The organism is Anabaena sp. FACHB-595 (assembly GCF_048568275.1).
In the GTDB taxonomy this organism is placed as follows: domain Bacteria; phylum Cyanobacteriota; class Cyanobacteriia; order Cyanobacteriales; family Nostocaceae; genus Trichormus.
In genome coordinates this window covers 3,073,571-3,093,797 of record NZ_CP183473.1, presented here as the reverse complement: position 1 = coordinate 3,093,797, position 20,227 = coordinate 3,073,571, and the positions used below count along the sequence as shown (strand labels likewise).

Below are 20,227 nucleotides of genomic sequence, written 5' to 3'. Positions count from 1 at the left end.
CAGTCCCCAGTCCCCAGTCCCCAGTCCCCAATTAAAATTTTACAGACAACGAACCGATAACCGTAAAAGGAATACCAGCATCAATTGATGTGCGGGATGTGGTGGACTCAATATAGTTAACATCAAAAATGTTTTTAAAATTGAGACCTATATTCCAGTTATCTCGACGATAGAACAAAGCAGCATCAGTGCGGGTGTAGCCAGGAACGGTAAAGGAATTACTTAAGTCTCCTTGACGTTCACCTACAAAAAATAATCCCACACCCATACCCAAACCTTGCAACGCCCCACTTTGCAATTCGTAGGTTGTCCAAATACTAGCACTATTTTCTGGCACTCGATTGAGGCGATTGCCTTCGTTATCGGTATTATCTTCTGTAATCTTGGCATCTGTATAGGCATAGGAAGCAATAATATTCCAGCCTTTAGCCAGTTCTCCAGCAATATCAAATTCAATCCCTCGACTTCGTACTTCGCCAACGGGAATAGAAAAGTTTAAATCTGCGGGGTCGGGTGTGGCAACATTGGTTTTAGTAATCTGATAACCCGCTAAACTCGCAATCAATTTACCATCTAAAAATTCTCCTCTCACACCAACTTCGTATTGTGTTCCTCGTTCTGGTTCTATGCGTGAGTTGTCCCGTTGAATGCCAAAGTTTTGCGCGAAAGAACGGCTATAACTGGCGTAAAGAGAGAGGGGTGTAATTGGTTGATATACTATGCCTATACGGGGGCTAAATGCTTGATCGGATATATCAAAGAATTTCACACCATCAACAATACTCAGGAAACTTTGATTGGTAAAATCATAACGTCCGCCAATCAGGAGTTTGAGATTTTCTGCCAGTTTAATTTGGTCTTGGATATAGATACCAATGTTATCTGCTGCAAATAAACCCCGAAACGGATCTGATTCTATATTAGGTCTAGCAGTCAAATAGACTGGGTTGAAAATATCAATAGCGGGTGCGGGTGCGCTGCGGCGATCGTCAACGAAGTTAGTTTGGCGGTTAAAGTCAAAGCCAATTACAAGTTCGTGTTCAATTGCACCAGTTTTAAATTTACCGATCAGATCAGTTTGAAAAGCGTAGGTTTCATCAGGTGTAGGTCGATCTACACCAAAATCACGAGATAGTAAACCTGTGGCTTCATCCAAACTACCAGGTTCAGTCACAAAACTAGATGTTTGTGTGGAGACAATTCGGAAGGCAGAACGCAGTTTCCAGTTATCATTGAAGCCATGCTCAAAGCGTGTACCAATCCGTAAGTCTTCTACTTCTTTAGAGTCAAAGGGTTCGCCTAAGATGCGATTGAAGGGAATCTCAGCAACGCGATCGCCTAATGCTACTAAACCCCGATCAAATGGTCGAGAGTCTTTTAAATATTCTAGGTCAAATACTAAGCTTGTGCGATCGCCAATCTCCCACGCTAATACAGGCGCAATAAAAAAGCGGCTAGTTTCTTTGTCAAAGTCACGGAAGGATTCGGAAATTTCTACAGCTGCATTAACTCGCAATCGCAAGGTTTTAGAACCAGGGGGAGTAATTAACGTTATTACAAGCAACCCCGAGAGAACCTTTTAACTTATGGGTAAACCCATAATTAAAAAGGGTTCTCTCTGGGGTTGCTTGGTAATAACGTTAATTACTCCCCCTGGTTCTAGTTGTCCAAATAACACAGAAGCCGGGCCTTTTAACACTTCTATGCGTTCAATATTGGCAGTTTCTCTATATACAGAGGTGTTTTCTTTAAACCCATCTCGAATTACCGAGTTGAAATCATCAAATCCCCGAATCACGAAGCGATCGCGTGTTCTCCCTGCACTGTTGGATGGCTGTACACCACTGACATTCCGCAATGCTTCATTCAACTGGGTAGCGCGTTGATCCTCAATCACTTGACGAGGAATGACTTGAATTGATTGGGGAATATCCCGCAAGGGTGTATCAGTCTTAGTAGCCGTTGCAGCATTCGTTACACGATAGCTATCTTGTTGTCCTGTTACTACAAGTTCAATAGGCTGATCAGTTGTAGCGGCTGGTTGTTCTGGTTCTGGTGTTGGTGTAGCTTGTGTCTGTGACGGTGCTGCACTCAACACTCCCAAAATCAAACCCTCATCACTATCAAATAACTCTACTACAGGTAATCCCGCCTCACCTGTGACTGTCACCCGAATAGTATTAGCATCCAGATTGCTGACTATAATCTCGCTAATTCCCTCCACTGGCTTTGGGGAAGTGAATGTAAAAGTATCACCATTAGGTAAGCGTAACTGTGCATTAGGAATATCAGCAATATATGCGTTACCTTGACTACGATTTACCAGTTGTAATTTTTCCCCAGAGGTAGTCTGTAGAATTACTTCTACGCCTTTTTCTGTGGGATTCGCTTTCACGCCTGTTACTTCTAAAATTTCAGTTGTCGGTGCTTGCGCCAGTATTGGGACACCTTTACTCAGTTGAGGAGTCTTATTTTGTGAGGTATTTACCTCTGCCCATACAGTTTGATTACTGATTAAAACTGATACCGTCGCCGCCAAACATAAACGATGCAATAATGCTGGTTTAATTAACATCTCTCCTCTCATACAGAAAGATAAAGCACCAATGAGGTGTACTTTTAGTTACATCTCATTGAGACTTGCTTCTGTTATTAGTAATTCTTAGCAAGAATCTTACTGTAATTAAACGGAGAGTTAAAGCTCTAAGTGTGACGTAACGGGAATTTTTCTGTTACCTAAGCGGAATTTTTTTGGACATAAGCAGTAGGACTCACACCGAACTTTTTACGGAAAGCCCTAATAAAAGAAGTACGTGCTTCGTAACCGACGATTTGAGCTACTTGAGTCACATTCATTTTCTTGTCTAAGAGTAATTCTTTCGCCTCTTCCATACGATATTCGTGTAAATATCCAAAAACTGTAGTACCGAATATCTCTTGAAAACCTTTTTTCAGGGTGCAATCATTTAATCCTACCTGTCGGGCTAAATTTATTAATGAAGGTGGGTTATTAATATTATTAATTAAAATATCTCTAGCATGATAAATACTATCAAGTTGATGAGGTTTCAAAGTCGTGCTTTTATTAAAATTAGGATTTTCTTGGAGATATTCTAAACGTAATGCTAATAGTTCTAATATTTTACCCTCCAAATAGAGTTGTTTTGTCAAACCTTGATATGGGCAATTTAAGATTTGACGTAAAACAGTTTGCATTTCGTGGGTGGTAATCCCAAAATTCCGATAATTAGGCTCATCATCATTTTTTTCAAACATTTGCCTAAAGCTTACAGGCAATACATCCATTTGATGAGCAAGTAATTTTTGAATTTGTGAATATTCAATATGAATATCAAACTTCAAGATTCTTTCCTGAGCTTGCCATTTAGTATAACCAGCTTTGCCTAATTCTCTATATACATATAAGAAATTTTGTCCTGAGTAGACATCTTCATTATTATTATTACCAAATATACTAAAACTCAACTCTAACCACAGACAGTTAGGAGCAGATATTTTCTCCACAATTAAATCGTTATTTAACTGATAGTGATCAGTGAGCAGAGATATTCCAGGGCGCAAATGAAACCATTGTCTATAACCATGACTCATACCTTGTGGATCATGTATATGAGCTTCCCAGATATTTGATTGCGGAGTGTTGTTATTTTCTGTCAATGATTGATAACAATCTGCTGATTCCTGAAGGATGAGTACCATTTACTTAGAATTATCTACACAGTTTACTTAAGAAAATAGAAAAAAATAAGAGACTATATCATTAATTTTGGTCGTTTCTACAGTTAGAGAGTAGCAGACATTATATGCCGTGCCATCTTTGGCATAGCAGACATACTAAGCTGTCAGGGATTTAACTGGTATATTTTTCGTGTTGATTTTCAGCATTCAACCACACAGCAAGTAACTAACTGTCTCTACTATTTGGCAATTATTTCTGTTTTTTCATCAAACAAGACTACAAAAAGTTGAAAAAATATACTAATAAGTATAAAGTATAATCTTGAACCTTTCCGCTTACATCAGGCTGTAAATCTCAAGAATGCGAGAATATACCTTGCTTAAACACTTAATCTTCTTATATTAATTCTCAATTAAGATGTTGAACTGGCAAATGTCAAAGAAAGCACAACCAACTTACCCAAATGACTATATTTTTCAATTAACTAGGAGATAATGACAAGAGCAACCACAGCATCACCAAGGAACTGGAATCCACCCAAAATATCGCCATTAGTGGGTCTGATTCTGGGCATACTGATTCTGCTAATTTGCTTGGTGTACAGTGTTACATTGGGTGCGGCAGAAATACCGTTAAACAAGATTCTGGAATCCTTTATCACCTTTGATGGTTCTTATGAGCATTTAGTGATTCAGACGGTGAGATTACCGCGATCGCTCGTCGCTCTTCTTGTAGGATCATCCTTGGCAGTCGCTGGCGCATTAATGCAAGGTTTGACACGCAACCCTCTAGCAGATCCAGGAATTTTAGGGATTGAGTCGGGGGCCGCATTAGCTGTAGTTACAACAATTTTCGTGTTTGGCAGCTCCTCCTTGGGTTTGTTAACCACTGTGGCCTTTTTGGGTGCAGGAGTCACAGCGATGTTAGTCTACTTCCTTGGGTCTTTAGGGAAGGGAGGAGCTACACCATTAAATCTCACCGTAGCAGGTGCGGCGTTGACAGCACTGATTTCTTCCCTCACCACTGCTATTCTCATCGTTAGTCAACGCACCTTAGAAGAAATTAGATTTTGGTTAGCTGGTTCTTTGGCTGGACGAGATTTCAACATCTTATTGTCAGCCTTACCTTTCGTCATGATTGGCTTAGTAGTAGCCTTTGCTCTGGGTAGACAAATTACAACCATGAGTCTGGGTGAAGATATGGCTAAAGGCTTGGGTCAACAGACTGCTTGGGTGAAAATTACAACTGCCATCAGCGTGGTTTTACTGGCGGGAAGTTCCGTATCTCTGGCTGGGCCAATTGGCTTTATTGGCTTAGTCGTGCCTCACATGGTGAGATTTTTCATCAAAGCTGATTATCGTTGGATTTTGCCATACTCCGCAGTCGTCGGTGCAACTTTACTTTTAGTTGCAGATGTGGCGGCCCGTGTATTACTCAAACCCCAGGAATTACCTGTGGGAGTAATGACAGCATTGGTTGGCGCACCCTTTTTTGTTTACTTGGCTAAATCAAAGGTGAAGAAATGAAGGTTGATTGGCTCGTCATCCGTTCCGAAACCATGTCTTTGCGGATTGACCGACGTGTACCACCAATATTGCTATGTTTGGTAGTGGCTATTGTGGTAGCGATGGTAATGAACTTAGGGCGGGGTGAATATCCCATTGCGCCCTTAGATATCATCAAAACAGTATTAGGTATAGATACAGGCAACCCAGATCATGCTTTTGTGATTTACAACCTGCGTCTACCCCGTACCCTTGTCGCTTGCATGGTAGGAGTGGCACTAGCCGTTGCCGGGACTATCTTTCAAGGCATCACACGCAACCCACTAGCTGATCCCGGTATTATTGGCATTAATGCCGGGGCAAGTCTAGCAGCAGTTACAGTAATTGTCCTATTTCCCTCAGCGCCCATTTACACTTTGCCTTTATCAGCCTTTGCAGGTGCTTTATTAATGGCTGGTTTAATTTACTCCTTAGCTTGGAACAATGGTAGTTCCCCCGTTTTGTTTATTTTAATGGGTGTGGGATTATCTGCGATCGCAGGTGCTTTCACCAGCTTGATGATTACCTTTGGCGATATCTATAGCGTCAGTGACGCTTTGGTATGGTTAGCGGGTAGTGTCTACGGACGCACCTGGGAACAAGTCTTTTCCTTCTTACCTTGGTTAATCGTTTTTGTCCCGATGGCGTTGACATTAGCCAGACATTTGAACACCTTAAATTTGGGAGATGATGTTGCCAAAGGTTTAGGTACTCGTGTGGAATGGCAGCGTGGTTTGCTAGTGCTAGTAGGTGTAGCATTGGCAGGTGCAGGAGTCGCCACAGCCGGAATGATTGGTTTTGTAGGATTAATAGCACCCCATTTAGGCAGACAGTTAGTAGGTACAAATCATCAAGGCTTGCTCCCTACCTCTGCGTTGTTGGGAGGGATGCTTGTTGTTGTGGCAGACTTCTTGGGACGAACCCTCTTTGCACCTATCGAAATTCCTTGTGGCGTAGTGACAGCTGCCGTCGGTGCGCCTTATTTCCTCTATTTGTTAATTCGTAATCGCAAGAAGTAGGGATGGGTTCTGTGAGATATTCACACAGAAAACACATATGTCGGTTAAACCCGCCCGTTTAACACTCAACAGTCAACACTCAACAGTCAACACTCAAAAAATAGCCAATATGAAAGGATTATCAACTCAAAGTCTGTCTTTAGCTTATGATGGTGTCCCAATTATCCGTGACTTGAATTTGGCAATTCCTACTGGTAAAATTAGTGCTTTGGTTGGTGCAAATGGTTGCGGTAAATCAACTTTACTACGAGGTTTAGCCAGACTACTTAAACCCTATGGTGGGACAGTTCATTTAGATGGACAATCTATTTTTAGTCTGGCAACAAAGGAAGTAGCAAAGCAATTAGGAATCTTGCCTCAAGGTCCAGTTGCGCCAGAAGGATTAACAGTCAAAGACTTAGTAGGACAAGGACGTTATCCTTATCAAAACTGGTTGCAGCAGTGGTCAGAAAAAGATGAAATAATTGTCCAACAGGCGCTAGAGATTACCAATTTATTATCCTTGGCAGATAGGGCCTTAGACACCTTATCTGGTGGACAACGCCAACGTGCTTGGATTGCAATGGCACTGGCACAAGATACAGATATTTTATTGTTAGATGAACCCACCACTTTTTTAGATTTAGCACATCAGATAGAAGTGTTGGATTTGTTATACGAATTGAATCAGCATCAAGAGAGAACTATTGTCATGGTGCTGCATGATTTAAACCAGGCTTGTCGTTATGCAGATTATCTGGTTGTCGTGAAACAAGGCAGAATTTTCACGGCTGGAGAACCAAAAGATGTAATGACTGAAGAAATGGTACAAGAGGTTTTTGGCTTACAGTGTCGTATTGTTTCTGACCCTGTTGTAGGAACACCAATGTGTGTACCAATAGGACGCAAGGGAGAAAAGCAATTGTAAGAGGATGTTTTAAAAGTCGCAAAAGCTATAGAATTGTCATTTTGTAGAAGCCTCTGCGGCTTTTTGCAGGGTGCAGAGTCCTCAGCGCAGTGAAGAAACATTTTATATAGATTAAGCGCTGTAATTACTCAAGCAAATATTTGAATAAGTCATCCAAAACAAGATTAGCTCCAATGATTCCCCATGCAGAAATCCAAACATCACCTGTAACTGGATAAACCTGATTTTTTTGTACAGCTTGTAACTGCGACCACAAAGGATGATTGGTAAATTGTTTCAACCTTGATTCATTGTGTCCTCCAAGAATTAAGAAAATAACATCACCATTGATCTGAGGAATTAATTCTAAAGAGATATTTTCGTGATTTTTATCTTTATCTTGATATTTAGGACGAGGTAAACCGATTTCTTTGAGGATTGATCCACCAAAGGAATTATTCATATAAAGACGAGTAAAATTAGCCCAAAAGTTGACTAAAGATACTTTGGTTTGGGAAAGGGTATCTCCCATTTGTTGACGCAGGCTTTCCATTCTTTGATCATATTCTTGCAACAATTTTTCAGCTTTTGCTGTTTCTCCAACTGCTTCCGCATATTTCTTTAACCAATCTTTCCAATCGCTATCTTGATCTGCCAATACTGTTGGGGCAATTTGCGATAGTTGTCCATATAATTCAGCATCCCAAGAAAAACCTAAAATTAAGTCTGGTTTGAGATATAAAATCTTTTCTAGATTTGGTTGACCATTAATACCAATTTTTTCAATTCCTGATGTTACATCTTGTAAGTAATCAGCAAAGTTATCATCACTGAATGTTGTAGCTGCTATTGGTTTTACCCCTAAAGCTAAAATATTATCTAAGCCACCTAGTACAACTACCCTCTGTGGACGCAAAGGTATTTTTGTTTCGCCCATAGTATGTTTAACTACGCGCATTTCTGAAGTTGCATTCACAGAATTTATAGTGACATTGTTTGGTGTACTCATTTCACAGCCGATAACTATTAAAGCTGTGATGATGCTGAATAAAATTAACTTAATTTGATGATAATTAAGTATATGGTGCAGGAAGGTAAATACCCTGATAAATAAATTATTTTTAATTGACATTTTCCTGATGATTAATTAAACTGCGATTAATGATGTGGCTATATCAACAAGTTCTGTAATGCTAAATTGAGAAATCTTTACTAATTCAGTATTGCCGCATTCTGCCCTAAAAACTACACTTTTATTTTCATCTTCAATCACATTACATCTATAACAGCCAACTATGCCATCAGGTGTGGTAAACTTTATTTCTACTTGACTAAAAGTTTCATCCTCGTTTTGCTCAATTACATGACCTTGCACTTTGTAATTAAACCAATCCCAATTATATTTGAGCATCAACTCTCTTTCTAATATTTGCACTTGCCAAGGTAAGATACCCCAACCACGATAGACTTTTTTTAAACATTGGATATCGCCCGTTCGTGTCAAGATAGAAGTAAAAGATTTTTGGTCTAACCTAGCGTAATATCTGCCTTCTGGAAGCTCAATCATAGTTGGTGCAAAACGATGTCCACCAAAATGACTGCTTTGCCAAACTCGCACATGAGATAATGATAAATCTTCTACTTTTGCTAAGGCTTGATGATAAAAAGGATTGCCATATTTAGCACAGCATTTATCATGACTACCATGAGTACATACTAAAAAATCTCTAGTTTGAATATTGGTGTCTTCAGATTCTAGAGTTTCATTTTTGATGCACTTTTGGATGATTGGTACTGCATCATTAATATCTGATAGGATATATTCTTTCTTGCTATACCCTGAATATATTTCTTCTGTCTGGTAATAGATAATTAACCGAGTTTGCCCACTTTGGTAATAATTGGCATTGTAAATAAACACAAACCTTATATAACAAGCCGCTTCATCAATATCTGATTGTAAATCTTGTAATTTACTGGGAATATTTTTGGAATCTAGGGGTTGAGATGTCCAAGGTGGTGGAACTTCAATTAAGATATAGTATCGGCGATTTATGGCAGTACCAATGGGGTCTTCTTTTGCTTGACAAGATTCCTCAGCACAGAAAATTTTGTTCATAATAAACCACAAAATCAGAGTTAGTCATTTCAGCTAATTACAATTATTATCAATAATTAAATATGATTTATGTTTGTTTGGGTACAAGTTTAAGGTATCTTAGCTGACTCTGGATATTCAACAATGGCGTTACAGGTGACATATTTGAGAAAATTACATGGGTGTTCTGACTCGAACACCCACGTAACTAAATTATTTATCTTTTTATTGCTGCTAAGAAACTGATACAGCGACCTCTTTATCTCTGTTTTTCTTCCTAAAATTTACCAAATAATCCGATACCCAACGCTTAAGGTTCTACCTTGACCTGCGTAGTTAGCACTATCAAAGAAAGGTGCAAAGTATTGTGAGTAAACTGGGAAATATTGGTTATTGAAGAGGTTTTGAATGCCTATTTGTAGTTCCCCTTGACCTATTTTGATGCTGCTGATGTAGTCTACGGTGACGAAGCTGCTGATTTTACCATCTTCTACACCATCTTCAAAAGCCCGATCACGATCGCCTGAGTAAAGTAATTGTAATCTGTTCCGCCAACCTTTGAGGGTTTGGTTTTCTACATAAGCGGTCAACTTCAATGGTGGGACTGTAATACTGTTGAGTGCTAGATATTGACCATCATTATTTGCATCATTTTCACCTTCTATCCAAGTCGCCGTACCCCCCACTCTCCAACCCTCAGTAGGTTGGACATCAACCGCAGCCTCTATACCGTAAACTTTTTGAGGAGCGCGAACAGTCTCTAGAAAATCAGTGCTACGGTTAAAGTTAAAAGCCGAACCTAGATCAGAATAGTTGTAGAAACCAGACAAGGATGCTTGGACATTATCCCATTGACCGCGAATGCCGATTTCATAGTTGTCTACTTTCTGTGGTTCTGTCAGTTGCAGAGAGTTTAAAATATTGACTACACCTGCTGGGGGTCGTCGGAAGACACGACCTAAATCGGGAACTGAGAAGCCTTGAGAAAAGCTGGCAAATACACTAACTTCTGGGGTAAATTTATAGACAATACCTGCATTAAATACTGTAGAATCAAGACTGCGATCGCCCCCTTGCATATTCCGACGGGGAAAATCGGCGGTGATGTAGTCGTCTAAACTCACACCTATATTCACATAACGCAAGCCACCACTTAAACGCAGGTTATCACTAACTTCCCATTGCAATTGACCAAATACACCCAGTTCTCTAAAGTCATATTCGGGAACAAAAACTCGCTCTTCAATCTTGCGAAAGATTCGACCCCCTGATGCGTCAAATTCCCCAGGATCGAAAATATTAAATTTTTGAGAACTACGCTCATTTTGATAGTCCACACCCCAAAGTAAACTCACTGTTTTTTGAGAGTTGAAGGGTGTCTCAACTTGCAATCTTCCGCCTAATTGTTCTGTACCCCCTTCTGAATCGGTAATCGCTCTTAAGCTACCACCCCGGTTATCATCAGGAATTCCCCCAGCAAAATTATAGTTACGATAGTAAGCTTGAGCCTGAAGTTTGCTACCGAAAATATTGTCGTTATTGTAATTTAAGCTCAGTAAAGTATTTGTGATAGAAATCCCTTGATCAGCACCAATCACAGTTGTTCCTTCCGGTAGCTTCAAGGCGCGAGATTTTTGAATACCAGGAATATCATCAACGGCCGGGTCGGAAATAAAATCACTATTTTGTTGCTGATTAAAGTGATTGAAAGTGAATTGCAGACGTTGTTCTGGCGATAATTCAACTCCTATTTTAGCCAAGGCGTTGATTTTGGTGCTATCATCATCACCTGCAAAATTAGCAATGCGATCGCCTTCTGCATCATAAAAACCCGCAGTTGTCACCAGCGAAAAACCCACAGTATAATCAAATTTGCCTTCTGTCCCCGCAATTTGATGGGAAAGGTTATAACCAAAACTATCTTCGGAACGAGTTAAGGAGGTATCCAAACCAATATTTGTTGTGGAAGTTAGTTTTTGACCGCTTGGCCTCTTAGTAATAATATTGACTACACCACCAGTTGCTTGACCACCATAGATCGCATTCGGGCCACGCACAACTTCAATCCGTTCAATTGCACTGGGATCAATAGTGGTCAATTGTGCAGAAAATGATTGTAAATTACCATTTTGGGGAACTCCGTCAATTAAAACTGAGATGTTGCGACCCCGTAAATTTTGCCCGAATGTATCAGTCCGACTAATTGGTGAACCAAAGCCAGGAACAGTTTTTGCCAGAATGTCAGCTAAGTTAGTGCTTAACCTTGCTTGATCCTCAATCTGCTCACGAGTAATCACAGTTACAGAACGCGGTACATTTTGGATATCTTCTTCTGTACGCGTTGCTGTCACGACCAGTTCAATTGATGAGTCGCTTTCAGATGTTGTTGCATCTGGTGTTTCTTCACTAGTTGGCTGTTCTGGTTGTGTTGGTGTTTGTGTCGTTGAAACAACAGGTGTGAAGCTAAAAATCAGACTTTCATCACTATCAAATAATTCCACGGTTGGGACTTGTGACTCTCCCGTTACCGTCACTCGGATAGTATTAGCATCAGCTTGAGTCACATTTACAGACACAATCCCAGCCACAGGATTATTCACGCTGAAATCTTTACCCTCTGGGAGTTCTAACACTGTATTGGGAATATCTGCAATATAACTATTGGCTTCAGTTTTAGTTACAGGTTGCAATGCTTCTGCTTGGGGAGTTTGTAAGAGAACTTCAATCCCTTTATCTGTAGAGTTGACTTTCACACCTGTAACTTTGACTGCTGATTGTTGCGCCATCAGCTGGGTGCTGCTAATATCATGATGCGATCGAGTTTCAGCAACGGCTGGTTGCACTAGCAATGATATGCACGAAAACACAAGACTTGCTGAAATGATTTCCTTCTGTTGCCAAGACTTCATACCGCTCACTCTTCTCACTATCCGAACTTTATATTGCAATTAATTTGCAAATATCTTGAGAAAGAGTGTACGTAATTTCCGATATAGAAGTCTACTCACAGACGGAGATTTTTGATCCCAAGCGGGAGGGATGAGGGACTGGGATAAAATCTACTCGGCTTTCCGGCTTCTTCTTTTACCCCAGGGAGAAATTCCACGCACCTATTTCTCTGAGTTATATTAATTTCCCAAATTCAGCAACCCTTGTAAAATTTGGCTCTCTTCAATTATGACCAATCTTTGACATTAGAGGGTTCTTAACCGCCTAGTCCCAGCACTGTCTCTTTTCTCTCAGGGAATAAGCTAATCAGCATTTAAGTTGCATAAATCCAGGGCTAAAGCCCTTACTACAAGCAAATCAGTCTGGAAAAATGCTGCGATCGCTCTTTTCTTCTTTATTGAGAAATAATATCATTATTTGCATAATGTCAACTTAAAACCAGCTATGACAGTCACTCTAACCCATGACGAATGGAATGAACTTCTTGGTGAGCCTATACACACAAACGAATTTGATTCTGGGTCGAAGTTGACTGAATTTTTATGGAAAGTACCACGGAAATTGGGTGAAGGTTATCGTCAAGAAATGGATTTGCATTCCGATATCTGGCTGGACTTTACTGATTTGGAATATAACGATGATGTATTTATAACATCTCCTGAAGGTCAACATGATCTACATTTTGATGTTTTGCTTTCAGGAAAAATTGTGACTGAACGCGGTCAATGTGGAGAAAGTTATACTTTGGTTTGTGGTGGTGGGATTCAACAGAAAACTGTTGCTCAAATCCAAAAAAATCAACGCCTTGTGGGGTTGACCATTGGGGTATCCCGTCAACTCCTAGCAAATTTGTTTCCAGGAAAAGATGGAGACTTGATACCACAACTGCGGAAATTATTTAAGGATGATGATTTACATCCAGTATTTTATCCCCAAAGTACCCCAACAATATATGGAGTAGCGCAACAAATTATCAATTGTCCCTTTCATGGGGTGACAAAACAAATATATTTGCAGGGGAAAATATTTGAGTTAATCGCCTTGCAGTTAGCTCCCCTTTTGGAGAATGAAGAGAAAAAGCAAACACCATCACTGAGACCAGATACGATTGCGCGAATTCATCAGGCTAGGGAAGTTTTGCGATCGCGGATGGACAATCCACCATCATCATTAGAGTTAGCACAAATAGTTGGAGTCAGCGATCGCACCCTTCGACGTGGTTTCCGGGAACTGTTTGGTACGACTGTATTTAGTTACCTAACTGTTATGCGGATGGAACAAGCCGAAAAACTTTTGCGGGAAGGAAAGCTTACTGTCGCAGAAGTGGCGAATATTGTGGGTTATTCTCATTTAAGTTTATTCGCCAGCGTGTTTAAGCGGCAGTATGGTATCCGTCCCAAAGAATGTTTAATGGGGAAAAAGTCCGTATCTTGATAGTGGTGACGAAATATAGATAGATTTTTTTCCTGGCTATTTTGTATACTCACTTTTACAAATATTTAGTAATTATTTGCAATAAGCTTGAATTCTTGGGCTTTCTGTGATGACAGAGAGTGGAAGTTGGCGTGTGAGGAGCTATTTTGAGGATAAAATATGAAATTTTGGCAATTTTCTACTAATTGTAATTTCAGACTATTAGTAATTTTATCAGGATGTTTGAGTGCTTTGGTAATCCAGCCAGGATGGGCGCAGGGAAAATCTCGCCTTCCCACTTCTCCCCCTACAACAAAAGTGGAAGATAAAGGGTTGCCAATTCCCCAACTCAGCGAAATAGAACTTCCTGCAACTAGCGCAAAATTATTAGTACAGCAACCCGCACCCATCAACACCAACCCCCCTTCCCAAGATGAGCAACAGGGGAGTGTCGCAATTACGGGAGTCAAAGCCAATCCCACAGATAAAGGTGTGGAGGTAATTTTAGAGACAACCGCAGGAGATAAACTGCAAGTTGCTAACCGCAGTACGGGGAATAATTTTATCGTTGATGTGGCTGGTGGGCAATTACGTTTACCCAATGGGGATGCTTTCACGTTTAAGTCAGAAAAGCCCATCGAGGGAATTACCGAAATTACAGCTACAAATATTGATGTGAATACCGTGCGGGTAACGGTGGTTGGAGAGAAAGCCTTACCTGCGGTTGAGTTATTTGATGATGATACGGGGTTGATTTTTGCAGTTGCATCGAAAGCCATATCTGCACAAACCCCGGAAACACCAACCGAAGAAAAACCAGCAGAAGAGAAACCGGAAGAACAACCCGCAGCGCAGCAGGATGACCCAATTGAGTTGGTGGTGACGGGGGAAGCAGATAGTTATGGCGTACCGAATGCAAGTACAGCGACGCGGACGGATACGCCATTGCGGGATATTCCCCAATCGATTCAGGTTGTACCCCAGGAAGTATTGCGCGATCGCAAGGTCAGAAGCGTGAATGAGGCAGTGCAAACAGTCAGTGGTGTTGTTGACGGTGGAACCATTTATGGTGCGCCTTCAGGAATTAAGACTATTCGAGGATTCACTCAAGGATTTGCAGTGGGAGGCACCGAAAACTTACGCAACGGGGTTCCTGATGCGGATTATATTGACATTGTTCCCATCGGAACGATCGAGCAAGTGGAAGTTCTCAAAGGACCCGCTTCAGTTCTATTCGGAGGTGTGGAACCTGGTGGAGTAATTAACACCATTACGAAGCAACCTCTGGGTGAACCCTATTACCAAATTGCGTTTGAGGCAGGAAATTACGGATACTATCAGCCTAGCATCGATCTATCAGGCCCTCTCACCGCAGATAAGACTGTACTTTATCGCTTGATTGCGGGCTACGAACATTCTAATAATATCCAAACTCCTTTTCCTCCCATTGGTTGGAAGTATGAACTACAAGAACTTGCTCAGATTTTAGGCAAAGAAACAGTGAGTCAGCAGCTTATTGATCGCTCTTCGCAACGGATTGAACAACTCAAGCAAGCACTGGGTGATCGTCGCCATACCCTTACGGTTTCTGTCGTAGCCACTGGAGAAGGTATATTCTGGGGGTATGGGCAAAAGCATTATTCAGGGACGATTCTGGAAGAAATTGGTCTGCAACGTCCGCGATCGCAAATGGGAGATTTGTTTTACCTAGAAAATATTTCGGAAGAGATGTTATCTGATATTGATGGCGATGTTCTCTTTTTTACGCTTTGGGGAAATCGAGCCAAGACAACCTTAGATAAGCTTCAGCGTAGACCCCTATGGCAACAGCTAAATGCTGTTCAACGCAATCAGGTCTATTTTGTCGGTGAACATTGGCATGAACCCGATATTTTCGCGATTAATGCGATCCTGGATGATCTCGAAAAGTACCTTATCAATTCTCAAAAAAACCAGTGCGATCGCATATCTTGTAGGTTGGGTGAAACGTAGTGCAACCCAACAAAACCGACACAGAAAATCAATCTACAAGGTTTAACGATGAAAAACTACTGCTTTAATCGCTCTAATTCTTCTCGGAAAATATGACGCAAATCCTCTTTCAAATCGTGATTGCGAATATATTCTGACAATGCCTCATTAATTAATGTTTGATAACCGCGATCGCTGCTTAAGAATTAGCATCCAACCCCGACAACCAAGCATCTAAATCAGCCATGCTGGTAAAATCAAGCAACGCTTCACCGAGATTTTCCAATTGTTCTAAGGGAAGGGATTCGATACGCGATCGCACTTCCTGCGGTAACTCCCCTACACGACGATTTAATTGACGCAAAATCAGCGATCGCGCTTCTACTTCCCTAATTTCTCTATAAACCCGCGTTTCTTGCAGTGTAATTCCTAACATCTCTTCTACCTCACGTTGACTCTTGCCTTCAAACTTGTACACCATAATCGTTGTTAATAAATCTATGATGGCACGATTTTCACCTTGAGGTACTTCCTGCTGACTCCTAGCTAGCAAATACCTAGCTTCTTCGGTTGCACGATTTTCTTCCAGGGTAGTTAAAACCATCAATGCAACCCACACAGGTAAAGAACGAATATCACCCAACTCATCTAAATATATGCGATTTACCTGGTCTCCATTCAACAGACTCCGAAAAGGACGAACTTCATCTTGTTCGATGCTGCGGGATGGGTAGATAATGACTATATGTAGGTCATTAAATCTATTCCGGTTACGATAAAAATATAAGTGAGATTCCGCAAATAATCGTTCGTAAAGCCTTTTATCTTCCTGGAACTGCACCTCACAGAAATAAACTGTACCCGGATTTGCGCTTTCGGGCGGCAAAAATACACCATCAATTTCAAATTTAGGTTCTTTGACTGCTACAGAATCAAATTTATATTCATCTGCATTTTCTGGCGGGTTTGTCAATAGTTGAAATAATAAACTTGGTGATTGTTGAAACAGCTTATAAAATATCGAATCTCGGCGCATGAAAAGTCTGCCTAAACCTTTGGAGGATTTTAGCAGCAAATATGCGTTAGAGGGAAGCTTAGTGTTAGCGATCGCCTACTAAATCCTTTATCTTCAAGCTTGTACACCATGATTATCATTAGCGTGATTTGCGTCTAGCCAGTTGAATAAGTCAGAGATCGCACTAAAATCTAATAAAGCCTCACCCAGTGTTGCCAACTGTTCTAGAGAAAGACTTTGAATCTGTTCCCGAACTTCTGCGGGTAAATCTCCCACCCGTTTTTGCAGTAACCGTAGTACAAGTGCTTGCGCTTGTTTTAGTTGCCCTTCTTCTTTGCCACGCTCGTAGCCAATGCGCTCACCTGTGGTAATGTAACTCATGGTACGCTCCTGCTCAAATTGTTTAAACTCTTGCCAAAATTCTGCTTCTAACGCTTTTGGTAAAATCATAACCCAATCAATAAAACGATAAAGGTTACGAATATCCCTTTCTTGTAGTCCTTGTGCGTACAGTCGCCGAATTAAGCTAAATTTCCATGCTTTGCGTTCTCCTGGTTGCTTAGTGGTTTGCTGTGTCTTTAAATGTGCCATTAACACCGTAGCAAAAGGATTATCGCTAGCTTCTAATTCTGCCCATCGATTTTGATAATCGAGTAGCTTGACACTACCAAATCGAAAGTCCAAACTACAGTCAGGATAATTGTAACTGTATTGATTTGGTCGCCAAGTTGAGTCAGCATCACACAAAATTGCTAGACTGATGGCGGGTTGACCAAATTTGTCAAAGATTCGCAGGTTATAAGAAAACATCCTTTCGGCAAAGTCATCTTCTGGTTTGGCTTGGATTTCTACATGAATCAATAACCAAACTTCCTCTCCTTGAAGTTGCCAAACTTTGACTAATTTATCGGCGTATCTTCTACCCTGTTCCGCTTCCCTGGCTATTTGTTGAAATTCCTTGTCGAGAAATTCATAGGGACGTTCCCAGTTAATTAGTGGGGCTGTTTGGGGGAAGAAAAACTTCATTGCTTGGGGAAAGTAGGCTTCTAAAATTTATTTCCACGGTGAATCATTATCGGCTCTTTCTCTTTCCTCGCTCATGGGTTAACTGCTAGATTTGTGTTTATCATCATCATGTTAAAACATCATGCAATTTAAGATTTTGTAGATTAATTAAGCCGTTTTTCTTCCTAATCTACACACTTTCGGACTCATGCCAAATTTCCGCTTGAATGCGGCTGCAAAATGCCCTGGGTTAGAATATCCCACATGAGATGCTACCTCAGCTACACTTTGTTTACCTTCCTGTAAAAGCATTTGCGCCATTTCCATGCGGTAGTTATGTAAGTAGCCAAAGACTGTTGTACCAAAGACTTCCCGAAAACCTAATTTTAATTTATTGTCATTGACACCTACTCTTCTGGCTAAATCTAGCAGTGTCGGCGGATTATCATATTGACTAATTAAAATGTCTTTGGCGTGATAAATTCTTTCAATGTCAGAGGCTTTGAGGTTAATTAAAGTTTGGCGATTTTGTTCAGTTTCCAATATTTGCGCTAATTGCAAAGCCAGCAGTTCCAGCACCTTGCTTTCTAGATAAATGCGTTGCACCATACCTTGATAGGGTGCATTTAAAAGCTGTGATAGTATAGTTTGCATGGTGGGCGTGATTTTACCCACAGGCAGATGAAAACGCGGTGGATGATCACTTTCTAGCAAAGGTTGCAATTGATTGGGAACAGGTGTCAACCCAGTAACAAAATTTCTGAGGAAATTGATGTCAAAAATAATTCTGATTATATAATAGCGATCGCCTGCAAAATATTGCTCGATTTCTTCAATATCTGGTAAGTAAAATAAATAATTATTGCCTCCTGTTTCTTGATATTTTTCCCTAACTCCTGCAATACCAGGGCAAATTACACTATGATTTCCAGCTAGATAAAATTTTGCGATTAGTGGATATTCTTCGTCATGATTATTTTGAATATTTACTTGGCGATATTGAGTTTTATCAAAAATTTCTAGAGATAATCCTGGGCGTAGCTGCACTTCCTGATAGGAAGTACGAGTAAAGTGACTTTCCCATTTATATACAAAGTCGAAGGACTGACTAGGATCTACAGCCTGTAACATCTGCAAGCTGCCTTCTACAACTTCATCGTATTGTTCTTTCGTCAGAATTTCCAACATTATTTGGCAGCAATTTCAAACAAATAATTGCTAAAATTTTCTATTTATGAAAATATTACCTGATAATTTACCCTATTTTAGGAATAATCACAATAGAGAATATATCTCATTTGCAATATCCATTACTTAAGGCAGTATATTTTTCCCGGAATGTTGAAATAGTTAACAAATTTGTTCTGCCACTATTAATTGTCAAAGAATTAAACTATTCGCAATGGGCTTCTCTGCGAGACGCTAAAAGCGAACGCCCCGCTACGCTAACGCAATACCGCAAGCGGTGAACGCGGTAGCGTTCTGTAGGAAAGACTAACGCCAATGCAACGCCGCTTTTTCCGTGATGTAACGAGGATTTAGCGCAAAGTCAGAGATTACGCCAAGAGGGTTTCCCCCATGTTGGCGTAAGCCTTCCCGTAAGGATCAAACTTGGGTAAATTTTCAAGATAGTTGCTCGGATAACTGACGCAAAGTAATTACTAATTACAAATTAGGATTAAGTCCTGTCATCTGTCTCAGAATTATTATTGTTAGTTTTTTCCGATTCTTTCTTCTCTTGCTGAATTTCACTAGCTTGCTGTACTTGTTGGAGATGAATATTATTTACCTGTACAATAAATTGTTCTATGGACTGGCTGGCTTTTTGTTGCTGCTGGCTAATGTCAGACAAATCATAGCAACGATAAGCTGGTGTCACTCCCAAAATGAATTTTTCTTGTTCAGCCTCTAATAATTCCAAAGTTGTGTTAGCTGCTACCCAATTTTTTTGGAAAGGAAATGAGGTGACAATACTCGCAACTATTGAGGCAATAGCAGGACAAATTACAGGTAGCCATTTCAGCCAAGCTTGTCCTGCTTCTAGTTTATCTACCAAAACTAAAATCGGGGTAATTCCTGATAAAATAACAGTGGAAATTTGCAGAACATAATAAAGATTTCGGGAAAGGTTACGAGCCTTTTTATAATCGTCAATCAAATCTTGGCAATACTGCAAAGCTTTTTCTCTGGCAGGAACTATCTGATTACTATCAAAAACAGAATTATTATTACTTAATAAATAACTGTAAAGTTCTGCTTTTTTGCTAATACTATACCGATAAGCAGTATTTTGTGAGTCCTGAAATAATTGTCTGTTGAACAGAAACAAGAAACTCAGAATCGTTAAAGCAATGATTCCACTAATTAGCAAGTTTTTGTTATCTGCATAAACGGTGAGGACGATACCAGCGCAAACAAAAGCTGCTGCTAACAAATATTCAAATAGTTTGAGGATGAATAATGTTTTCTGCCCAGCTAAGGAGGAGAGGGTTTCTAAGCCGGAGGAAATTTCTCTTTGCGGTTGCTGTTCAAGACTAGTGATGTCGGAAGTAATCATGATTGTGTTCTCAGTAATTTCTTCAGTAAAAGACAATACGTTTTAGCGAGAATGGAAATTAATCATAATT

15 protein-coding genes are annotated in these 20,227 nt (G+C 40.3%); 5 read left to right on the top strand and 10 right to left on the bottom strand.

The genetic code is table 11. The annotated features are described in order from the left end of the window. Positions 1–31: 31 nt before the first annotated feature. The 3 genes from ACN222_RS12930 to ACN222_RS12920 all read right to left on the bottom strand — a co-directional run bounded on the left by ACN222_RS12930 (position 32) and on the right by ACN222_RS12920 (position 3,720). Positions 32–1,564, bottom strand: a complete 1,533-nt coding sequence (locus ACN222_RS12930) for a TonB-dependent siderophore receptor (RefSeq protein WP_419756904.1) — start codon at positions 1,562–1,564, stop codon at positions 32–34. Positions 1,565–1,579: 15 nt separating this feature from the next. Beyond that, positions 1,580–2,575 carry a TonB-dependent receptor plug domain-containing protein gene (locus ACN222_RS12925; RefSeq protein ID WP_419756903.1) on the bottom strand — a complete coding sequence of 332 codons (996 nt, stop codon included), beginning with the start codon at positions 2,573–2,575 and terminating at the stop codon, positions 1,580–1,582. Between the two features lie 161 nt (positions 2,576–2,736). Further along, a complete protein-coding gene (locus ACN222_RS12920) occupies positions 2,737–3,720 on the bottom strand; it encodes a helix-turn-helix domain-containing protein (protein ID WP_010996743.1) in 984 nt (327 codons plus the stop codon). Positions 3,721–4,194: 474 nt separating this feature from the next. Here ACN222_RS12920 and ACN222_RS12915 point away from each other — a divergent pair, with 474 nt between their 5' ends. From ACN222_RS12915 to ACN222_RS12905, 3 genes are all read left to right on the top strand, one after another. After that, a complete protein-coding gene (locus tag ACN222_RS12915) occupies positions 4,195–5,226 on the top strand; it encodes a FecCD family ABC transporter permease (protein WP_010996742.1) in 1,032 nt (343 codons plus the stop codon). Then, a complete protein-coding gene (locus ACN222_RS12910; RefSeq protein ID WP_010996741.1) occupies positions 5,223–6,263 on the top strand; it encodes a FecCD family ABC transporter permease in 1,041 nt (346 codons plus the stop codon). Before ACN222_RS12915 ends, ACN222_RS12910 begins: the two co-directional genes overlap by 4 nt. Positions 6,264–6,372: 109 nt before the next feature. After that, a complete protein-coding gene (locus ACN222_RS12905) occupies positions 6,373–7,170 on the top strand; it encodes an ABC transporter ATP-binding protein (protein WP_044523010.1) in 798 nt (265 codons plus the stop codon). A gap of 124 nt (positions 7,171–7,294) precedes the next feature. Here ACN222_RS12905 and ACN222_RS12900 read toward each other — a convergent pair whose 3' ends face one another. The 3 genes from ACN222_RS12900 to ACN222_RS12890 form a co-directional block, all read right to left on the bottom strand. Continuing rightward, the gene (locus ACN222_RS12900; RefSeq protein ID WP_010996739.1) at positions 7,295–8,281 is read right to left on the bottom strand and encodes an ABC transporter substrate-binding protein; all 987 of its coding nucleotides are present in this window, start codon (positions 8,279–8,281) and stop codon (positions 7,295–7,297) included. 15 nt (positions 8,282–8,296) lie between these two features. Next, positions 8,297–9,268: a sucrase ferredoxin gene (locus ACN222_RS12895; RefSeq protein WP_010996738.1), complete on the bottom strand. Its 972-nt coding sequence runs from the start codon at positions 9,266–9,268 to the stop codon at positions 8,297–8,299. A 263-nt stretch (positions 9,269–9,531) separates the two neighbouring features. Further along, positions 9,532–12,156, bottom strand: a complete 2,625-nt coding sequence (locus tag ACN222_RS12890; RefSeq protein WP_044521420.1) for a TonB-dependent siderophore receptor — start codon at positions 12,154–12,156, stop codon at positions 9,532–9,534. 484 nt (positions 12,157–12,640) lie between these two features. Here ACN222_RS12890 and ACN222_RS12885 point away from each other — a divergent pair, with 484 nt between their 5' ends. Both ACN222_RS12885 and ACN222_RS12880 read left to right on the top strand, forming a co-directional pair. Continuing rightward, positions 12,641–13,630 (top strand): helix-turn-helix transcriptional regulator, encoded by a 990-nt coding sequence (locus tag ACN222_RS12885; protein WP_010996736.1) that lies wholly within the window; start codon positions 12,641–12,643, stop codon positions 13,628–13,630. 159 nt (positions 13,631–13,789) lie between these two features. Then, positions 13,790–15,601 carry a TonB-dependent receptor plug domain-containing protein gene (locus ACN222_RS12880; RefSeq protein ID WP_049942437.1) on the top strand — a complete coding sequence of 604 codons (1,812 nt, stop codon included), beginning with the start codon at positions 13,790–13,792 and terminating at the stop codon, positions 15,599–15,601. 178 nt (positions 15,602–15,779) lie between these two features. Here the strand turns inward: ACN222_RS12880 and ACN222_RS12875 are convergent, their stop codons facing one another. The 4 genes from ACN222_RS12875 to ACN222_RS12860 all read right to left on the bottom strand — a co-directional run bounded on the left by ACN222_RS12875 (position 15,780) and on the right by ACN222_RS12860 (position 20,157). Then, positions 15,780–16,616, bottom strand: coding sequence for an Rpn family recombination-promoting nuclease/putative transposase (locus ACN222_RS12875; RefSeq protein WP_010996733.1), 837 nt, complete (start codon positions 16,614–16,616; stop codon positions 15,780–15,782). A 93-nt stretch (positions 16,617–16,709) separates the two neighbouring features. Further along, positions 16,710–17,648, bottom strand: coding sequence for a DUF4351 domain-containing protein (locus ACN222_RS12870; RefSeq protein ID WP_231865561.1), 939 nt, complete (start codon positions 17,646–17,648; stop codon positions 16,710–16,712). A gap of 120 nt (positions 17,649–17,768) precedes the next feature. Then, complete coding sequence (locus ACN222_RS12865; RefSeq protein ID WP_010996731.1) at positions 17,769–18,788, bottom strand: helix-turn-helix transcriptional regulator; 1,020 nt, start codon at positions 18,786–18,788, stop codon at positions 17,769–17,771. A 490-nt stretch (positions 18,789–19,278) separates the two neighbouring features. Beyond that, complete coding sequence (locus ACN222_RS12860; protein ID WP_010996730.1) at positions 19,279–20,157, bottom strand: DUF4231 domain-containing protein; 879 nt, start codon at positions 20,155–20,157, stop codon at positions 19,279–19,281. Positions 20,158–20,227: the final 70 nt, after the last annotated feature.